The sequence below is a fragment of the Roseovarius sp. YIN77 genome (assembly GCF_057219155.1).
On record NZ_JBXVVI010000001.1, the window covers coordinates 483,684 to 501,411 of the forward strand.

The 17,728-nt window shown below is 55.1% G+C and carries 12 protein-coding genes; 3 read left to right on the forward strand and 9 right to left on the reverse strand.

The features are described 5' to 3' along the window. Position 1: 1 nt before the first annotated feature. The 3 genes from AC2D8P_RS02375 to AC2D8P_RS02385 all read right to left on the reverse strand — a co-directional run bounded on the left by AC2D8P_RS02375 (position 2) and on the right by AC2D8P_RS02385 (position 3,958). Positions 2-1,222 (reverse strand): ABC transporter permease, encoded by a 1,221-nt coding sequence (locus AC2D8P_RS02375; RefSeq protein ID WP_484700097.1) that lies wholly within the window; start codon positions 1,220-1,222, stop codon positions 2-4. A gap of 11 nt (positions 1,223-1,233) precedes the next feature. Further along, a complete protein-coding gene (locus AC2D8P_RS02380; RefSeq protein ID WP_484700099.1) occupies positions 1,234-2,190 on the reverse strand; it encodes an ABC transporter permease in 957 nt (318 codons plus the stop codon). Positions 2,191-2,350: 160 nt separating this feature from the next. Further along, positions 2,351-3,958, reverse strand: a complete 1,608-nt coding sequence (locus AC2D8P_RS02385) for an ABC transporter substrate-binding protein (protein ID WP_484700100.1) — start codon at positions 3,956-3,958, stop codon at positions 2,351-2,353. A 464-nt stretch (positions 3,959-4,422) separates the two neighbouring features. On the opposite strand from AC2D8P_RS02385, the gene AC2D8P_RS02390 reads away from it, so the two are divergent. Continuing rightward, positions 4,423-5,415, forward strand: a complete 993-nt coding sequence (locus tag AC2D8P_RS02390) for a LysR family transcriptional regulator (protein ID WP_484700101.1) — start codon at positions 4,423-4,425, stop codon at positions 5,413-5,415. Here AC2D8P_RS02390 and AC2D8P_RS02395 read toward each other — a convergent pair. Beyond that, entirely contained in the window at positions 5,412-6,932 is a 1,521-nt protein-coding gene (locus AC2D8P_RS02395) for a trimethylamine methyltransferase family protein (RefSeq protein WP_484700103.1), read from the reverse strand. The genes AC2D8P_RS02390 and AC2D8P_RS02395 overlap by 4 nt on opposite strands. Before the next feature lie 187 nt (positions 6,933-7,119). Here AC2D8P_RS02395 and AC2D8P_RS02400 point away from each other — a divergent pair, with 187 nt between their 5' ends. Together AC2D8P_RS02400 and hisD are read left to right on the forward strand one after the other, a co-directional pair. Continuing rightward, positions 7,120-9,552, forward strand: coding sequence for an FAD-dependent oxidoreductase (locus AC2D8P_RS02400; RefSeq protein ID WP_484700104.1), 2,433 nt, complete (start codon positions 7,120-7,122; stop codon positions 9,550-9,552). 15 nt (positions 9,553-9,567) lie between these two features. Next, the gene (gene hisD, locus AC2D8P_RS02405; protein ID WP_484700106.1) at positions 9,568-10,833 is read left to right on the forward strand and encodes a histidinol dehydrogenase; all 1,266 of its coding nucleotides are present in this window, start codon (positions 9,568-9,570) and stop codon (positions 10,831-10,833) included. A 20-nt stretch (positions 10,834-10,853) separates the two neighbouring features. On the opposite strand, the gene glmM is transcribed toward hisD, so the two are convergent. From glmM to AC2D8P_RS02430, 5 genes are all read right to left on the reverse strand, one after another. Continuing rightward, the gene (gene glmM, locus AC2D8P_RS02410; RefSeq protein WP_484700108.1) at positions 10,854-12,203 is read right to left on the reverse strand and encodes a phosphoglucosamine mutase; all 1,350 of its coding nucleotides are present in this window, start codon (positions 12,201-12,203) and stop codon (positions 10,854-10,856) included. A gap of 3 nt (positions 12,204-12,206) precedes the next feature. After that, the gene (folP, locus tag AC2D8P_RS02415) at positions 12,207-13,220 is read right to left on the reverse strand and encodes a dihydropteroate synthase (protein WP_484700110.1); all 1,014 of its coding nucleotides are present in this window, start codon (positions 13,218-13,220) and stop codon (positions 12,207-12,209) included. Positions 13,221-13,258: 38 nt separating this feature from the next. Then, entirely contained in the window at positions 13,259-14,194 is a 936-nt protein-coding gene (locus AC2D8P_RS02420; RefSeq protein ID WP_484700112.1) for a dihydroneopterin aldolase, read from the reverse strand. 104 nt (positions 14,195-14,298) lie between these two features. Continuing rightward, positions 14,299-14,991, reverse strand: a complete 693-nt coding sequence (locus tag AC2D8P_RS02425; RefSeq protein ID WP_484700114.1) for a cell wall hydrolase — start codon at positions 14,989-14,991, stop codon at positions 14,299-14,301. Between the two features lie 173 nt (positions 14,992-15,164). Then, positions 15,165-17,717, reverse strand: coding sequence for a putative PEP-binding protein (locus AC2D8P_RS02430; RefSeq protein ID WP_484700116.1), 2,553 nt, complete (start codon positions 17,715-17,717; stop codon positions 15,165-15,167). Between the last annotated feature and the right edge of the window lie 11 nt (positions 17,718-17,728).

The window sequence follows — 17,728 nt, forward strand, 5'->3', positions numbered from 1 at the left end:
ATTATCTCTCCTTCAGACCAGAGGCCCGGAACAACATCCAGTCGACAACGAAGTTGACGGCAACCGTCAACAACGCAATCGCAGCTGCAGGGATCAGCGGTGTGAACTGACCAAACGAGATCAGCGTGGCGTTTTCTTTCACCATGGAACCCCAGTCAGCTGTTGGTGGCTGCAGACCCAGACCAAGGAAGGACAGACCAGCGACCAGAAGGAACACGAAACAGAATTCCAGACCATACTCTGCGACCAGCGGTGCGGTTGAGTTTGGCAGGATTTCCTTGCGGATCAGATACCAGGTCCTCTCCCCGCGCAACTTCGCCGCTTCGATGTAGTCCATGACCACAACGTTGCCGGCAACCGCCCGTGTCAGGCGGAACACCCGTGGCGCATAGATAATCGCCACAGCAACGATAATCACACCTGTGCTGGACCCAAAGATTGACAGCATCAACAGAGCGAAAATCAGCGACGGGATCGACATGACAACGTCGACAATGCGTCCCATTAACTGGTCAAACCAGCCACCCTTTGTTGCTGCCAGCATACCCAAGAATGCGCCCATGATAAACGCAGCCGTCGTCGCGGATAGCGCAAGACCGACAGAGTTTCGTGCACCATAGACAATGCGGCTAAACATATCGCGGCCCAACTGGTCGGCGCCCAACAGCATGTTTTCATCAGCAGGCGCATAGGTTGATGCGATAACTTCCGCCTCGCCAAACGGTGCGATAATCGGTGCGAAAATCGCGGCCACCGCGTAGATAAAGATGACAAACAATCCGAAGGCCGCGGTTAGGGGTGCGGTCCTCAGCTCCTTGGCCACCTCCGTCGTGAATGACATCAGCATGACCACGACAAAGATTATCGTTAGCGGAACTTCTACGATCGGCCAACCCAAGGTCCAAGATGACACAAGCAACAAGATGGGAACGCCTAGGAAGAGATACATATTCACCGGATTTCTAGTGAACGAAGCCCCGATATTGCTTTCGGCCAAAACGATCAGAAACTCACGGAAGCCGTAGGACAGACCGGCGGAAAACGCCAGTACGGCCGCAGCAACCGCGACGAATTTCAGTGCGCCAACGCCTCCGATGATACCCAGTACGAAAGACACCAGTGTCAAAGAGAAGAGCAACAGAAACGCACTGCGTTGGTTGTATTTCGCCGCCAACACCGAAGCGAGGACGAGGAATGCGAAGTAGATAATAACAAAAGTCATTTTTCCCCTCCTTACTTAGGATGCCGCAAACGCGGGTTTGTCAGAATGGCCCCAACATCAGCTGCCAGATTCAGCAGAATGAAGGTTGCCGCGAAGATCAGACAACAAGCCTGAACGATCGGGAAGTCACGTTTTGTCACCGCATCAACCAAAGCTTGGCCGATACCGGGATAGACGAAAACCACCTCAACCAGAACAACACCAGTGATCAGATATGCCAGGTTCAGTGCAACCACGTTAATGATTGGTGCCCATGCATTTGGTAAGGCGTGCCTGACAATCACCTTCCACGGTGGTGTCCCTTTCAGGCGTGCCATTTCGATATATGGAGAGGCCAGCAAGTTGATGATCGATGCACGTGTCATCCGCATCATATGTGCGGTCACAACCAGAACCAATGTCAGCGCCGGAAGGAATGTCCGATCTAGACGCTCCATCAGACCCATATCATCATTCACACTTGAAATGGCCGGGAACCAACCGGTTTTAACCGCGAGGAACAGCACGAGAATGTATCCAAGGAAGAATTCTGGCGATGAGATCGTTGTCAGCGTTGCAACGTTCGCCACGCGGTCAAATATAGAATTCCGCAGCAGGGCAACGATAATTCCCAGAATAATTGAGATCGGGACTGCGATTGCAGCAGCATAAGATGCGAGAAACAGAGTTTTCACAAATCGGTCAGAGATCGTGTCCCAAACACTGGATCCCGTCACGATTGACGTGCCGAAATCCCCTGTGATGGCACCGGCCAGCCAACCCAGATATCGAACAGGTGCCGGTGAATCCAACCCCATTTCCTTACGCAAAGCCGCCAGGTTTTCAGGCGTGGCAGCCTGACCAAGTACGGCCTCGGCAACATCGCCTGGCAACAACTCGACCATAAAAAAGATAATTACAGAGATCACGAGTAGTGTGATCAACCCCAGACCAAGACGCCTGAGCACAAGCCCAAGAATGTCTCCCATCTGTCCCTCCTTGTTCTATGCATTCCAATTCATGAGGAATGCTTTGTGATACGCATTTGGATCAATTTGCCCTGCGTTGTGGACAGTTTACGCCACTGCGCTGATACCGCAATGGAAATTAGGGCCCGACCAGTTCTGGTCGGACCCCATGTTTTTAAAATCAGCTTTCAAACCACCAGCGGCTGGCAGCTCTTGCGCCATCCATTTCCCAGCTGGCCGCCTGAGCCCCGGTCGTTTTGACCTTGGTGCTGCTGGCGTAGACAAAGTTACGGAAGAACGGGATAATTGTGCCGCCATCATCATGGGCGATCATTGCCATCTCGCGATACAATTCCGCACGCTTGTCATTGTCGAGTTCAGCTTTTGCCTGGCGCAACAACACGTTGAAACGATCATTCTGCCAGTAGCTTTCATTCCAGGCTGCGTCGTCTTTATACGCAAGACTGTACATCACATCCGGGGTTGGACGTGCACCCCAAGCAACGGCACAGAATGGTTTCTTCAACCAAACGTCAGAGTAGTAGCCATCGCTTGGCTCCCGAACCACATTGATGTTGATCCCTGCCGCCTTTGCCTGCTCTGCGTAGAGAACACACATATCAACAGCGCCGGAGAACACGGATTCCGTTGTGCTCAGATCAATCGTCAAGCCTTCTGCGCCAGCTTTCTTCAGCAGTGATTTGGCTTTATCTGGATCATAGTCGTATTGCGGAATGTCATCGGGCCAATAAGGCATAGAGGGTGAGTGATGGAAATCATTGCCTTTGGTCGCAGAACCGAACGCGATTTTTTCGATGATTTCATCACGATCCATCGCCCATTTCAGCGCATTGCGTACATCAACATTGTCAAACGGCGCGGTGTTGCAATGCATCGGCATCGAGATCGCAGAGCCGCTAGGCACGTCAAAGATATTGATGTTCGGAGATTGGCTCAGCAATGCCCGGGTTTTCAGGTCAATCGCAGAGACAGCATCCACATCACCTGTAACCAGTGAAGTCTGGCGCGCATTCGGGTCATTCAGGGCGATATATTCAACGGCGTCGAAATACGCACCCTCACCATGCCAGCCATCGTGACGATCAAGTTTGAAGCCGATGCCAAACTCACCTTCCACAATTTTATACGGCCCAGAGCCATCAGCAGATTGCCAATCCATCGATCCATCGTCATTGGCCGGACAAATTGCAAGGTGATAATCGGTCATCAACCAAGGCAAGTCAGCATTTGGCGAAGACAGGACAAATTTCACCGTGTAGTCATCTAGTTTCTGCACGTCGGCAACGTCTGCCAACAACGCCTTGGCTGCGGAGGTGGTATCTTCGCCACGGTGGTGGTTCATCGACGCGATGACATCTTCTGCAGTCATCTTCTTGCCACTGTGGAAAGAGACATTGTCGCGCAGCTTAAAGGTCCACTCTTTTGCATCTGCTGACCCGCTCCATTCACTCGCGATATCACCACCCAAAGATTGATCAGTTTCAATCTGGGTCAAATAGCTGCGGAACGTATGCGCCAATACAATGTGTTGGATCGATAGGTATGTACCCGGATCATGCGTATCAGACGAATTGTTGTCGTGCAGTCCGACCCGGAACGTCCCGCCACGAGTCGGCGCAGCATTCGCGGAATTGGTCCACAATCCTGTCGCGCTCGTCGCGGTCAGACCAGCGGCCATCGAATAATTCATAAACGACCGACGCGAGATCGATCCGCGACGCGCTGCATCAGCCAAACGATCCAGCATCATTTGCTTTTCATCTTTCATATCTAGTTCTCCCTGAAGGTTTTCAGCATTTGCTGAAGTTTTGGCGAATTTTTTCGCTCTCTTGACGCGTCACTGGCGAAGTCCAGCATGCGCGATTTGTGAATTTGGCAAACAAATTCAACATTCGTTGATTAACCCCCTCACAATCAAAACACGTTGTCGCTTTTCCATCCAGTGTTTTATTGGTGGAAGAGTGCATATTCGTGGGATTCTCGTAAATTGATTGTGAGTTGCACCAATCGTGATAAAAATTGGCCTGTTACCTCCATCAAAAAACGACATATATGGGGCAATACGCGACACTTGGCAAATTATCGAATTGCATCCTTTTTACAGTCGCAACGCCCTAAGTGACTGACAAGAAAATATAGATTTACCTGGCCCGGGTCATATATGGCATCGATATTGATTGCGCAGGCCGTAAATGTCTGAAATGACGATAAACAGTCAGCTCGGGTGAAAACATGCGCACAGGGTTCTCCCTGAAATCTTTGGAAATATTCGAAACCGTCGCGCGATCATTGTCGGTGACCCAAGCAGCGAGAGAGCTTGGCTGTTCGATCTCCACGATCTCTCAGCATCTACGACGACTGGAAAACCAGTTGGGCGTGGATTTGTTGGACCACACCACGCGCCCGCTGTCCCTCACCCCAACAGGGCTGTTGTTTTTAAACAGAACTTCGGTCGCGTTGCGGGAATTGCGCCTTGCAGAAAACGAAACGCTTTTGGCCGACAAGATCCACGCGCGCAGCCTGAAACTGGGCATCATTGATGATGTCGAAAGTGACTTGGCCCCAGAGCTTGCCGTGGCCTTGGCAACGGGGACGCCAGGGTTGCGTTTGGTGATGACATCGCATCCCAGCCATGAAGCGCTGAAAAAACTGCAGGCTTTGCAGTTGGATGTCGCCTTCGCCATGCGCCCGGAACAGTCGCATCCTGACCTGCGCGAGTACCCGCTAACACGGGACCCGTTCGTCTTGGCCACAGCGGTTGACTGCGCAGCATCGGCCGAAGATTTGTTTTTAGGCAAGTCTAACCTGCCGTTTTTGCGATACAATCCCCAACACATTATCGGACATCAGATCGAAGCGCACCTGAAACGTAATCGGATTTCATTGGAAAATCGGTTCGAGATCGACAGTATTCAATCCTCTTTGGCGCTCGTGGCCGGCGGTCATGGTTGGACGATTACAACCGCGCTCGGTTACCTCCGGGCGCGTCGTTTCCATCCTTCGATACGCCTGCACCAATTGCCGGGCCCGGCTTTTGCCCGCTATGTTTCGCTCTTTGCGCGCCAAGATCAGCCTGTTGAGATGATCCAGGCAATTTCCAACATTTCAAAACGGCTTTTTGCCGCGCAAGCCATGCCGCAACTCACAGAACGTTTTCCATGGCTTGCCGATCAGATGCGCCCAACAGGTGCGGATTGGATTAACAGTGCAACATCTGACGTTTAGATGACATTCTTGAAACCTGCGCGAATTTCCCGATCTTGCTCAGGGGTCAGATAATCCGGGCGGTGTGTGTCCAATATCTCACTCACCTTTGCCCGTGCACGATCCCATGCATCCAACCCACCTTGTTCCTGCCAGGTTCTTGGTTCATCACGATCTGCAAGCGACGGATAGAAATAGTCCCGCTCCATGGCAGCAAAAGTGTGTTGGCCGCCCAGAAAATGCCCGTCCCCTAAAACCGCCTCGCAGATCGCATCAAACCCCAAATTTGCCTCTGATACCTCAATCCCGCGCAAGGACCGATAGATGGCAGAATGCATTTCATCATCCAGAACAAACGCCTCCAAACTGGCACCCAACAATGACGCGGTCATGCCAGAACTTTCATAGATCAGGTTGCCCCCGGCCAACCCCGCGGCCAACGCCGTCATCCCCTTTTCCGCCCCGTATTGCGCGTCAATCGCCTTGGCATCAGTCATTGATGACGCGACCCCGGATGGCAGGCCCAGCCAATTGGACAATTGGGCAGAGGCCGCGTTCATCACTGCAATCTCGCCCCCGCCCCCTGCGAAGGCGCCGGTGCGCAGGTCAATCACCAGCGGCCAGTTGGAAAAAACCATCGGGTGGCCGGGCTTCAGGACGTTCACCATCACAAGGCTGGCCAGCGTTTCCGCCAAGGACTGCGCCAGAAACCCCGCCAAAGTGGCCGGTGCCGTCGCCCCGGATTGCGCAGCGGTGATGCAGGACATCGGAATGTTGTGCTGAATGCATTCATAAACCACATCAACCGCATCTTCGCCGTATCGCATCGGGGAAATGACCGGTGAGATATGCGCCTTCACAAATGGTCGTTCCGCAAACTTGCCCGGTCCACCTGCCGCGATATCGAACATCTTTACAATCGGCGCGACGTGTTCGGCCAGAGTAAAGGCCGTAGCGACCGGCTTGGTCGTGTTTTTCATCAATGCATAGGCCGTGTTGACATCCAGATCGAACGGATCGGGCACATCTGTTGCAATACAGCAGCGCGTGAACCAACTGACATTCGCGAGCGTATCCTGCAACCGCGTAAACGCGTGCAAATCCTCCAAGGTCGACGGACGATAAATCCGGGTCTCGCTATCCAGCGTCTGAACAGCCGCACCTCCGGTACCAAAATGAACGCGATCTCCGCCGACATGAATGGATCGCTCGGGATCACGGCCGTGGAATACGAACTCCTTGGTCGCCAAATCGATGCAGCGTTCCACCAATGACCCAGGAAAACTGACGCGACCATTGGGTATTTCCATAGCCCCTGCCCCGATCAGATCACGGGCCAACCTGTCTGGAACCTCCCCCATCCCCAACTCTGACAATAAACGCAGTGCAGTATCGTAAATCTGCTGCAGATCGGTGTTGGACAGTGGCTTGTATTGCCCGCCAATCTGGCCCGGTGGACATGGATCAACCGCAGGCTTGGCAGCGCGGGCTGCCAATCTGTCCTGCCGTCCGCCGCTACGTCTGCTACGTTTTATCATCAACCGCCTCATCCCCGGACATTCTCGAAGAGACAAATCCGGGATGAGCTATAAAGCAAGTGTTTTCAAAGCTCCGCGTTAAATGTAAAAATATTTTTACATTTTGTAAAACTAAAGGTTCGCAATTGACTGGCGCGCGACATCCGACAATTCCTGTGACGAACTCTTTTTGCCTAGGATTGCGAATATGAAAAGTACCGCACGCGTTGTTGTCATAGGTGGCGGCATCGCCGGATGTTCGACGCTGTATCACTTGACGCTAGAAGGGTGGTCTGACGTCGTTCTGGTCGAACGCAACGAACTGACATCTGGCACTACATGGCATTCTGCGGCGCAAGTGACCAATTTCGGCATGAACCAGACCATGGTCGGCCTGAAAACCCATTCGATCAAACTTTACAAAGAACTGGCTGACGATCCTGAATACCCAATCAACTATCATCACGGCGATGGCGGCATCCGCATGGCCAACACCCCAGAGCATATGGAAGGTTACCGCCACTTTGCCTCTATGGTGCGGGGTATGGATGTACATTTCGAGGTCATCGATGCAGATGAATGCGCCCGACGCCACCCGTTGATTTCCACTGACAATCTGATCGGCGGACTATGGGACCCCCTTGATGGCGATATCGACCCGGCACAACTGTGTCAGGCACTTGCACGCCGCGCCCGCAAGGCCGGGGCAGAGGTTTACCGCAACACACCAGTCACCGGTTTGACCCAACACAAGGATGACAGTTGGACCGTGCATACTGAACATGGCGACATCGATTGCGAAATCGTCGTCAATGCCTGCGGATACCGGGTGAATGAGGTCGGCGCGATGATGGGTGTCCACCATCCGGTCATGTCGATGGAACACCAATATTTCCTGACCGAAGAAATCCCCGCGATCCGTGATGCTGATCATCGCATGCCCCTGATCCGCTGCCCAATTTCAGATTACTATTGCCGTCAGGAAAAAAACGGCCTTCTGGTCGGCTTCTATGAGCAGGATTGCAAAACCTGGGGCATGGACGGGATCGACCCGAATTTTGTCAACGCTCTCTGCCCCGACGATCTGGACCGCATTACAGATGTGCTGGAGGGCGCCTTTGCCCGGATGCCCGCGCTAATGGAGGTCGGCATTCACACTGTCGTCAATGGCCCGATCACCTATACCATCGATGGCGCGCCTCTGGTTGGCCCAATCCCAGGCAAACGCAACGCCTTCTGTATCATCGGCCTACGAGCTGGGCTTGGTGAAGGCGGCGGTCATGGGTGGCTCTTGGCCCAACAGATCGTGCATGGCGAAGCCTGCTATGACACTTGGGTGTTGGACCCGCGTCGGTTTACCGGTCACACCAATGTGGAACTTTGCGCAAAATACGCCATTCAGGACTACCAAAACGAATTTCGCTTTCACTTCCCCAATGAACATCGCCCCGCAGGCCGTTACGCCAAAACCACGCCCCTGACCCCCGTTTTGGAAGCTGAAGGCGCTGAATTTACTGTCGTAAACGGTTGGGAACGCGCAGAATATTTCAAACCATCGTTGGACTTTCATACAACACCGTCATTCAAGTTTGATGAGGCCCACGATATCGTCGGAGAAGAGGTCAAAGCCGTCCAAACTACAGTTGGTCTGGCAGAGGTTAACGGCTTCAACAGGTTTGAAATCACCGGCCGGGATCGCCACAGCTTCCTCGATCGCATGTTCTGCGGTGCGGTGACCAAACGCGATGGCCGGGCTGGGTTGGGCTATCTGTTGAACCACCACGGCATGATCAAGGGTGAAGCGACAGTCGCCAACATTCCCGCCTCTGATCGCGGTCCCGCCCGCATCTGGTATGGTTCCGCCGCCGCGTCAGAGTTCCACGACATGGACTGGCTGACCAAGCATTTACGCGTTGACGAGGACGTGCAGATCAAATCTTTGACCAACGACCAAACCATATTGGTCTTGGCCGGCCCGAAATCCCGCGACGTGATGGCCGAGGTTTCCCGTTCCGATTGGTCCAAATCTGCCTTCCCATGGCTATCAGTGCGCGAATGTTTCATCGGCTACGCCCCAGCGACCGTCATGGCGGTCAGCTTCTCTGGCGAACTGGCCTATGAAATCCATGTTCCAAACGCATCCATTTACGCGGCCTACAAGGCGCTACGCACCGCTGGCGATAAGCATGGGTTGAAACTCTTCGGCGCCCGCGCAGTCGAATCCATGCGGTTGGAAAAGGGCTTCCTGCATTGGAAGGCGGATCTGATCACCGAATATGATCCTTTCGAAACCGGTCTCGATCGTTTTGTGAAGCTAGAAAAAGACTTCATCGGCAAAGACGCCTTGTTGCAACGCAAGGCAGCAGGGCCCGTTCGCAAACTCGTCACCCTGCAGGTGGATCGCGCCGATGCAGCGGCCCATGGCGGGGCGTCAGTGATGCTGGATGGCAAAGTCGTGGGGACGGTCACTTCAGGCGATTGGGGTTACCGAACAGGATTGAACCTCGCCTATGCATTTGTCGCTCCCCACCTGGCGGTCGAAGGCACCGCACTTTCCATCGATATTCTGGGTGATATGACCCCGGCAACGGTCATTCCCCCATCTCCCTATGACCCTGAATTGTCACGCGCCCGCGCCTGATCAAGGAAACATCAAATGGCAATCACCTACCTGAAACAAGCACCTGCACCTGATCAGCAAGACAACAGCGAACTGTCAGCGCAGGTTGCCGGAATGCTGCGCGAAATTGAAACCGAGGGCGAAGCAGCGATACAGCGAATGTCACAGCAATTCGATCAATGGGACGGCGATATCGTTCTGTCAGACGAGGAACGCGCCCGGGCCATCGCATCTGTTCCTGACGACGTCAAATCCGACATTCAATACGCCTACGACAATATCAGACGTTTTGCAGAGGCTCAGTTGGCCTCTGTTAGCGATTGCCAGATCGAACTGGCCCCCGGCCTGATCGCTGGTCAAAAACTGATCCCGGTAAGTTCTGCCGGGTGCTATGTGCCGGGCGGGCGCTATGCGCATGTGGCCTCTGCCCTCATGACCATCACGACGGCCAAAGTTGCCGGGGTCGGACACATCACTACCGTATCCCCGCCCAAACCTGGCGTCGGCATCCCACCTGCCATTGTTTACACAATGGATCTGGCCGGGGCGGATACGATCCTGAACCTGGGCGGCGTCCAAGGGATTGCCGCGATGGCGCACGGGATGTTCGAACAGCCCGCGGCTGATATCCTAGTCGGTCCTGGCAATCAGTTTGTGGCAGAGGCCAAACGGCAACTCTTTGGCCCCGTTGGCATTGATATGTTTGCAGGGCCCACCGATTCACTGATCATAGCTGACGAAACCGCCGATGCCCGCACTGTGGCTTGGGACTTGGTCGGTCAAGCCGAACATGGCTACAATTCCCCGGTTTGGCTGGTCACCAATGACAAGGCGCTGGCAGATGCGGTTCAGGCCCATATTCCAGGTTTGATTAACGAACTCCCCGCCGTTAACGCGCAAAACGCCACTGCCGCCTGGCGAGACCATGGCGAGGTGATCCTGTGCGACACGGTAGAAGAAATGGCCCAGGTCGCTGATCAATACGCCCCCGAACATCTGCATGTTCAAGCCTCTGATCTGGATTGGTGGCTGGATCGGTTGACCTGTTACGGTTCGCTGTTCCTTGGCGCTGAAACAACTGTGGCCTTTGGCGACAAATGTGCAGGCCCCAACCATGTTCTGCCAACATCAGGCGCGGCCCGCTATACCGGTGGCCTATCCGTGCACAAGTTCCTGAAAACAGTGACTTGGCAACGTGCCACATCCGACGCAGCCCGCCCGGTGGCACAGGCCACGGCCCGTATTTCACGTCTGGAAGGGATGGAAGGGCACGCCCGCACCGCCGACATCCGCGCTGCTTGACTGGGATATAAAACGGCGGGTTATTCCGGGTCCACGGCCTCGATCGCCTCGACAATCATGTCGACAGAACGCGTTAAGAGGTCGGGATCTTCGGCCTCCCCCATCACGCGGATCAAAGGTTCTGTTCCTGATTTTCGGATCAACAGCCGCCCTTTGCCATTCAGATCGCTTTCAGCCGCAGCAATCGTATCCTTAACGCTTGCAGCCTCCAGTGGCGTGGTCGCCGCGTCAAAGCGCACATTTTTCAACAGCTGAGGCACGGTTTCAAAGCTGCGAGTCAGCGCACTGGCGGGTTTGTCGGTCGAAACCATTTCCGACAGAAATTGCAGACCCGCCACCAGTCCGTCACCGGTCGTTGCATAGTCGGTCATCACGATATGGCCGGATTGTTCACCACCCAGATTGAACCCACCTTCGCGCATCGCTTCGACAACATAACGGTCCCCTACTCCGGTGCGATGCAGGGCTATTCCCTGTTCGCCCAAAAAGCGTTCCAGCCCCAGATTGGACATCACCGTCGCGACGAGCGTTTTGCCAGACAATCGATCCTCCGCCGCCCAGCGAGAGGCCAAAAGCCCCATGATCTGATCGCCGTCTGCCTCTTGCCCCTTCTCATCCAGAACAATGACCCGATCTGCATCACCATCCAAACAAATGCCAACATCGGCCCCATGGGCGATGATGGTTTCTACCGCCGCCGTTGTGTTCGTCGATCCGCAACCTTCGTTGATATTGTACCCATTGGGTGCCACCCCAACGGGGATCACCTCTGCCCCCAACTCCCACAAGGCATCGGGCGCCGCGCGGTAGCCTGCGCCATTGGCGCAATCGACCACGACCTTCAATCCATTCAGCTTGCGTTTGCCGGGAAACGTCGTTTTGACAAATTCCACATAACGGCCCCGACCATCGTCGATCCGCTTTGCCCGACCGATATTTTGTGGTTGGGCGGGGATGATCTCCCCCTCCAGCATCGCCTCAATTTCGGCTTCGGCTGCATCCGATAGCTTGAAACCATCCGGCCCGAAAAACTTGATTCCGTTGTCGTGATGTGGATTGTGACTCGCAGAGATCATGATGCCCAGATCGGCACGCATGGAACGGGTCAGAAAGCCAACTGCAGGCGTTGGCACAGGACCAAATAGCAGCACGTTCATACCTGTGGACGTCAGGCCCGCCGTTAGCGCGTTTTCCAGCATATAGCCCGACAGGCGTGTATCCTTGCCGATGACCACCCGGTGCCGGTTCAAACCATCCCGGCGAAAATAGCGGCCTGCGGCAGCCCCCAGTTTCAGGGCCATTTCGGCAGTCATGGGATAAGAATTGGCGCGCCCGCGCACCCCGTCTGTGCCAAACAGTTTGCGGCTCATGCCCTACTCCTCATACCCAACTTGCATCGCTTGCCATATCTGCATCGCTTGGCGCGTTGCATCCATGTCATGTGCTCGAACTATCTGTACACCTTGTTGTAAGGCAAACAAAGCCGCCGCGACGGAACCCGGCGCGCGGTCCTCCGCCAATGGTACCGACGCGATACTGCCAATAAACCGCTTACGCGATGCCCCCAGCAGGATCGGACAGCCCAGCCCGTGAAACAGGCTCAAGCCCCGCATCAGTTCCAAATTGTGTCGCAGTGTTTTGCCGAACCCGATCCCAGGATCCACGATGATTTGGCGTCGTGGTATGCCCGCTGCCTCTGCCGTTGAAATTCTTTCTTCAAGGAAATCAAACACATCCATCAAGACGTTATCATAAGTTGGATTGTCCTGCATTGTCGTCGGATCACCCTGCGCATGCATCAGGCAAACCGGCGCCCCCGCCTCTGCCGTGACCTGCGCCAACTCCGGCTCAAAGGTAAAGGCCGCGACATCATTGACCAGATTGGCCCCAGCCGCCAACGCCGCCCGACCGACCGCCGCCTTGCGGGTATCGATGGAGATCGGCACGTCGCTTCCTTGCCGGATTGCCTCTATCACCGGAACCGTTCGGGCGCATTCCTCGTTTACCGGAACGAAATCGGCACCGGGGCGGGTGGATTCGCCCCCGATATCAACAATATCTGCGCCCTTCTCTACCAACTCCAACGCCCGTGCCAGCGCTGCCTCTGGCGCATTAAACTTCCCGCCATCTGAAAAGCTGTCCGGCGTCACGTTCAAAATACCCATCAAACAGGGGCGCGAAAAATCCAGACCGGCAATCGCAGGCCGCACACAGCTGATCAGTTCCTGCGCGCCATCGGGCAAGTCTGCGACATCGATCCGCGCGCGCCTGCCATCACGGGATATTTTTTCGGCTGCGACACACCATCCGGGGCCACCTGCCACGTCGAGAGCATGGGTCGGTCGGTCCCCGCCCCATTCCACAATTGGGTTGTAATAAGTTTTCATATCTCTGGTTTGAAAGATCGCCGCGCGATTTGCAAGGCTCAGAATATTTTCGCGCTGGCCGGATCAATCTGACGCACAGGGACAGCGGCCTGAACGGCATCCTCGGTGTCCAGAGAGATCATCTCTTCTGCGCTCACCTGGCTGGCAAACCAGGCAACCAGCGCCTTAGGTTCGCGCGCGCTCGCGCTGGTGCCGTCAACTGCGTCCAGCACGATTTTGGACGGCGCCCAAACGCTGATCTGTCCGTTTTTCATGCCCCAATCCAGCTCCGTCCGGGTACCGACAACAACACATCGCTTGTCCTGTCCGGCCAAAATCCAGGCGTTTTGTTCGATGGCCAGCAAATCGATCCGTCGCTGAACGGCCGGGATGTCAGATTGCGGCGACTGCTGATCAGAGGCCCCCACGCACAGAACCACCGGGCGGCCAGAGGCCTGAAGCGCGTCAAGCCAGTCATTCAGATGGTCAGAGGCAATGGCGTCATTCGACAAATAGACCACCAAAGGATGCGGCACGACGGTATTATCTTCTGCTGCAGCAGCCCTCAACGGGACCTGCGTGCGCGAGCGAACAATTTCCACACCAAGAGCCCCGGGGCCGCGATCCAACTTTTCAACCCGCACGAAAACCCGTGTGGCCAAAGGCTCCAGAAGGATGCGATCAGCGACACGTTCTGCCAATGTTTCCAGCAGGTTCAACCGTTCCGCCGCCAGCTCCGTCGCAATCGCTTCGGTAATCGCATCATACGACAGGATCCGGTCCACATCATCGTCCAATGGCCCGACATGTGGTTGAATCTCCACCACCACGTTGAACTGCACCCGTTGCATTGCGCCGCGTTCAGACTGAAACGCACCTATGTCCACTTCGACAATATGATCGCGCAACGAAATCCGGTCGCGTGGGCTGGCCGGCGCTGTAGCAGCGGCACGTTCTGACGGGTGGGCAAATGCCAGATGGATATCTTTACTCATCGAAAACGTTCACTTCGCTGCAAATCCTGGACTAACGCTGCACAGGCGCACCCGTGCAGCACCGTCATAACGTCGGTGGCTCAAATCGCAACAAAATATCAGACTTAAGTCCGGTTTCCGGGCTGACGATAAAAGTGATGGGTCCCGATGGTTGCCGTACGCGGAAAAACACGCGCCCAACGCGGATCAACAGCATTGGTGTGATAGTGGGTTGCCCCAGCTGTCAGCACACGATCGCCACCGTCCATCATCAGCTTGGCAATTTTTGCAAGGCGCTCATACGCTGCGCGTTCGTGGATCACTTCGTCACGTCCGTCACAAGTATAGGAAAACTGACACCGGTTCAGTTCGCCAGTGCCCTGATTGACCACACCGCAAACACTGTTCGGATAGCGCGGGCTGTCAACGCGGTTCAGGATCACTTCGGCCACTGCAAATTGGCCGCGGATGCGTTCTCCGCGAGCCTCAAAATACAAAGCCTCAGCCAAGCAACTCAGCGCATCGCCACCACGGGCCTTTGGCAAACTGTCGAGATATTCACGCGTATAGACAACCGATGCCGCAACTCCAGCCTCCGGCTCCGCTTTGCGGGCGGGTTGTGTCAGTTGCGAAAGCCGATTGGATTGGTCCGCACCCAACAGCTGATTTTCCGGCTCAAAAATCGACGCCAGACGTACAGTCAGCAGCTCTTCGGCCGGCGGGTTAGAAGACGCAACAGTAACGTCTTCAGCCTTCACGCCCGTGGCAACCGCCACGAGCCCTGTCAAAAACAGGGACAACGCAAATCTCAAACGCATTTCAGTGTACCTTCAATCGGGCAGCTTACAACCGTGCCCCCACTGGCCACGATTGAGGGCGAGATAGGAGAAAAAGGGGCATCTGTCTACCCTTTGTTGCCAAAATGCAACGCTTTAAGTGCGAAACTAAATGTCGCAGATAACTAAACAAAGCCCAAACTGATATTTAATCTTTAATATTCAGAGACTTGATCAGAGACAACCAACTGCGCCGCGGCCAGTCTCGCAATCGGAACCCGGAACGGAGAACACGAAACATAGTCAAAACCGACCTGTCGACAGAAGCGAATTGATTCGGGTGTACCCCCATGTTCGCCACAGATCGACAAAATCAAGTCGTCATTCATTTTTCGACCACGTTCTGCCCCGATTTTTAGTAACTCACCCACGCCCTCCACATCCAATGTGTGAAACGGATCTTCAGGGTATACGCCCTTATTCACGTAATCATTCATGAACCGCCCGGCATCATCGCGGGACAAACCATAAGTCATCTGCGTCAGGTCGTTTGTCCCGAAACTTAGAAACGCACAATTGACAGATATGTCGCCTGCCCGCAGCGCCGCCCGAGGGGTTTCCACCATGACGCCAAGCTTGTAGTCAAACTCAACACCCTCAACCGCCTGAACCGTTGCAGCCACTGCGTCGATGCGCGCGCGCACCAGTTCAACTTCGCGCTTGGCAGAAACCAGCGGGATCATGATTTCAGGAACGATCGGTGCGCCCTTGCGAAGAGAGGCAACCGATGCCTCAAAAATCGCACGGGCCTGCATATCATAGATTTCGGGCACCGTGATGCCCAACCGCACGCCCCGTAGGCCCAACATGGGGTTGAACTCTGTCAGGGCTTCAGTCCTGCGAATGACATCTGACATCGGAATATCCAGGGCAGCCGCAATCTCCAACATTCCTTCACGGGAATGAGGAAGGAATTCATGCAGCGGCGGGTCAAACAAGCGAATGCACACGGGTTTCCCCTGCATAATGTCAAACAGCTCGATAAAATCGGCCCGTTGCATCGGCAAAAGCCGTTCCAACGCGGCAGCACGATCAGCGGCGGTGTCGGCGAAAATCATTTCGCGCATCACCGTCAGTCGATCATCTTCGAAAAACATATGCTCTGTTCGACACAGCCCGATGCCGTCGCATCTGAACATCCGCGCAATCTTGGCGTCTGCAGGCGTGTCAGCATTGGCCCGCACACCGATATCCCGCGTTGCATCGGCCCAGCTAAGAAGCTTTTTGAACCAGCCGTCCAGCGCAGGCTCCAGCAAACTCACCTCTCCAGCCAGAACCTCCCCCAAAGATCCGTCAATGGTGATGATGTCGCCTTCGGTAAAGACCCGGCCATCGGGGGATTTCAGTGTTTTCTCCCGGTTGTCGAGCTCCATATCAGACACACCAACGATACATGGCAATCCAAGCCCACGCGCGATCACCGCCGCGTGGCTCGACATTCCGCCGCGCTCGGTCAAAACGGCGCTGGCTGCGTGCATGCCTCTGATATCTTCGGGTGCCGTTTCGCGGCGCACCAATACGCATGGCTCACCCCGGGCGTCACTGGCCAGCGCAGCCGTGGCAGAAAAAACAATTCTGCCCTGCGCCGCACCCGGGCTGGCCGCCAAACCGCGCAATATCGGATCACGAGCCGCCTTTGGGTCCAATTGCTTGTGCAACAGTTCAGCCAAAGCGCGCGGCTCAACCCGCATCAACGCCTCTTCTTTGGTAATGATCTTGTCTTCGGCCAAGGCCACTGCCACGCGAACCGCGGCACGAGCATTACGTTGCACGCGAACCGCATCCAGAATATGCAAACCATCATTTTCGATGGTAAACTCGATCTGCATCGCTTCGCGCAGTTTCACCCGGCAGGTTTTGCCATGCGCGACCAGATCGTTGAAACACTGCGGGCTGCGCTCTTCCATCGATGGCCCACGGGGGTCTTTGGTCAGATAAAGCGCCTCAGACGCTTTGATCAGCGCGTCGCGGCCCTGGCTTTGGCTCAGATAACGCCCTTTGATCAGGGGCTCGCCCGTAGTTTCATCGATAAACTGGATAACGCCCGATCCGCTTTCACCATTGCCCAGCCCCAACGCCATCTGCTGCACAACAAGGCCGAGGCCAGCATCCGCAGGTGCGCCTTTTGCCATGCGCAGCAACCGCGCGCTGGTTCCCTCCCAGGCGCGTGCCATGGATTGCAAAACATCCGACAACTGCCGCGCCGGATCCTGTGGAAACGGCTCTTCGGTTTCAAATTCATAGGTTTCCAGCAAATCAGCCAAAGCCTCTGCCGGGGGCGTATCGCCGATTTCGAACTCATCGGAATCCAGGCGCGCCACATGGATGGCATAGGCCTGTATAAATCGAACATAAAGCGCACTTGCCGCCTCTGACCCGATCGTCTCTGACAATTCAGCGTGTTGGGCATCATTCATGCCGATATTCAGGATGGCCCCTGGTCCGCCCCAATCAGGATCTTCAGAGCTTGGCCTGACCGATACCAGCGGCGCATCGCCAAATCCGACCAGCATATCCTGCGTGTTCAGCAGATGCCCCTGCGCCAAATGATGTACGGCATCAAAGGACAGGGCCACAGTGCGCGGAACAGGCAAATCCAACCTGATCAGTCGTTGCAAACACTTTGCCCGACCGCCATGACGCTCAACCGCAATCTCTGCCGTTGGCGTGATCTCCAGATAGGGCGATATGGTCGTTTTCTTCTGCACTGCAGCAAATC

Excerpts from the sequence above, each read along its gene's own strand:
- AC2D8P_RS02385 (WP_484700100.1), bottom strand. The coding sequence starts at position 3,958 with ATGAAAGATGAAAAGCAAATGATGCTGGATCGTTTGGCTGATGCAGCG.
- AC2D8P_RS02395 (WP_484700103.1), bottom strand. The coding sequence starts at position 6,932 with ATGATAAAACGTAGCAGACGTAGCGGCGGACGGCAGGACAGATTGGCA.
- AC2D8P_RS02420 (WP_484700112.1), bottom strand. The coding sequence starts at position 14,194 with ATGAGTAAAGATATCCATCTGGCATTTGCCCACCCGTCAGAACGTGCC.
- AC2D8P_RS02390 (WP_484700101.1), top strand. The coding sequence starts at position 4,423 with ATGCGCACAGGGTTCTCCCTGAAATCTTTGGAAATATTCGAAACCGTC.
- hisD (WP_484700106.1), top strand. The coding sequence starts at position 9,568 with ATGGCAATCACCTACCTGAAACAAGCACCTGCACCTGATCAGCAAGAC.
- AC2D8P_RS02375 (WP_484700097.1), bottom strand. The coding sequence starts at position 1,222 with ATGACTTTTGTTATTATCTACTTCGCATTCCTCGTCCTCGCTTCGGTG.
- glmM (WP_484700108.1), bottom strand. The coding sequence starts at position 12,203 with ATGAGCCGCAAACTGTTTGGCACAGACGGGGTGCGCGGGCGCGCCAAT.
- folP (WP_484700110.1), bottom strand. The coding sequence starts at position 13,220 with ATGAAAACTTATTACAACCCAATTGTGGAATGGGGCGGGGACCGACCG.
- AC2D8P_RS02380 (WP_484700099.1), bottom strand. The coding sequence starts at position 2,190 with ATGGGAGACATTCTTGGGCTTGTGCTCAGGCGTCTTGGTCTGGGGTTG.
- AC2D8P_RS02425 (WP_484700114.1), bottom strand. The coding sequence starts at position 14,991 with ATGCGTTTGAGATTTGCGTTGTCCCTGTTTTTGACAGGGCTCGTGGCG.
- AC2D8P_RS02400 (WP_484700104.1), top strand. The coding sequence starts at position 7,120 with ATGAAAAGTACCGCACGCGTTGTTGTCATAGGTGGCGGCATCGCCGGA.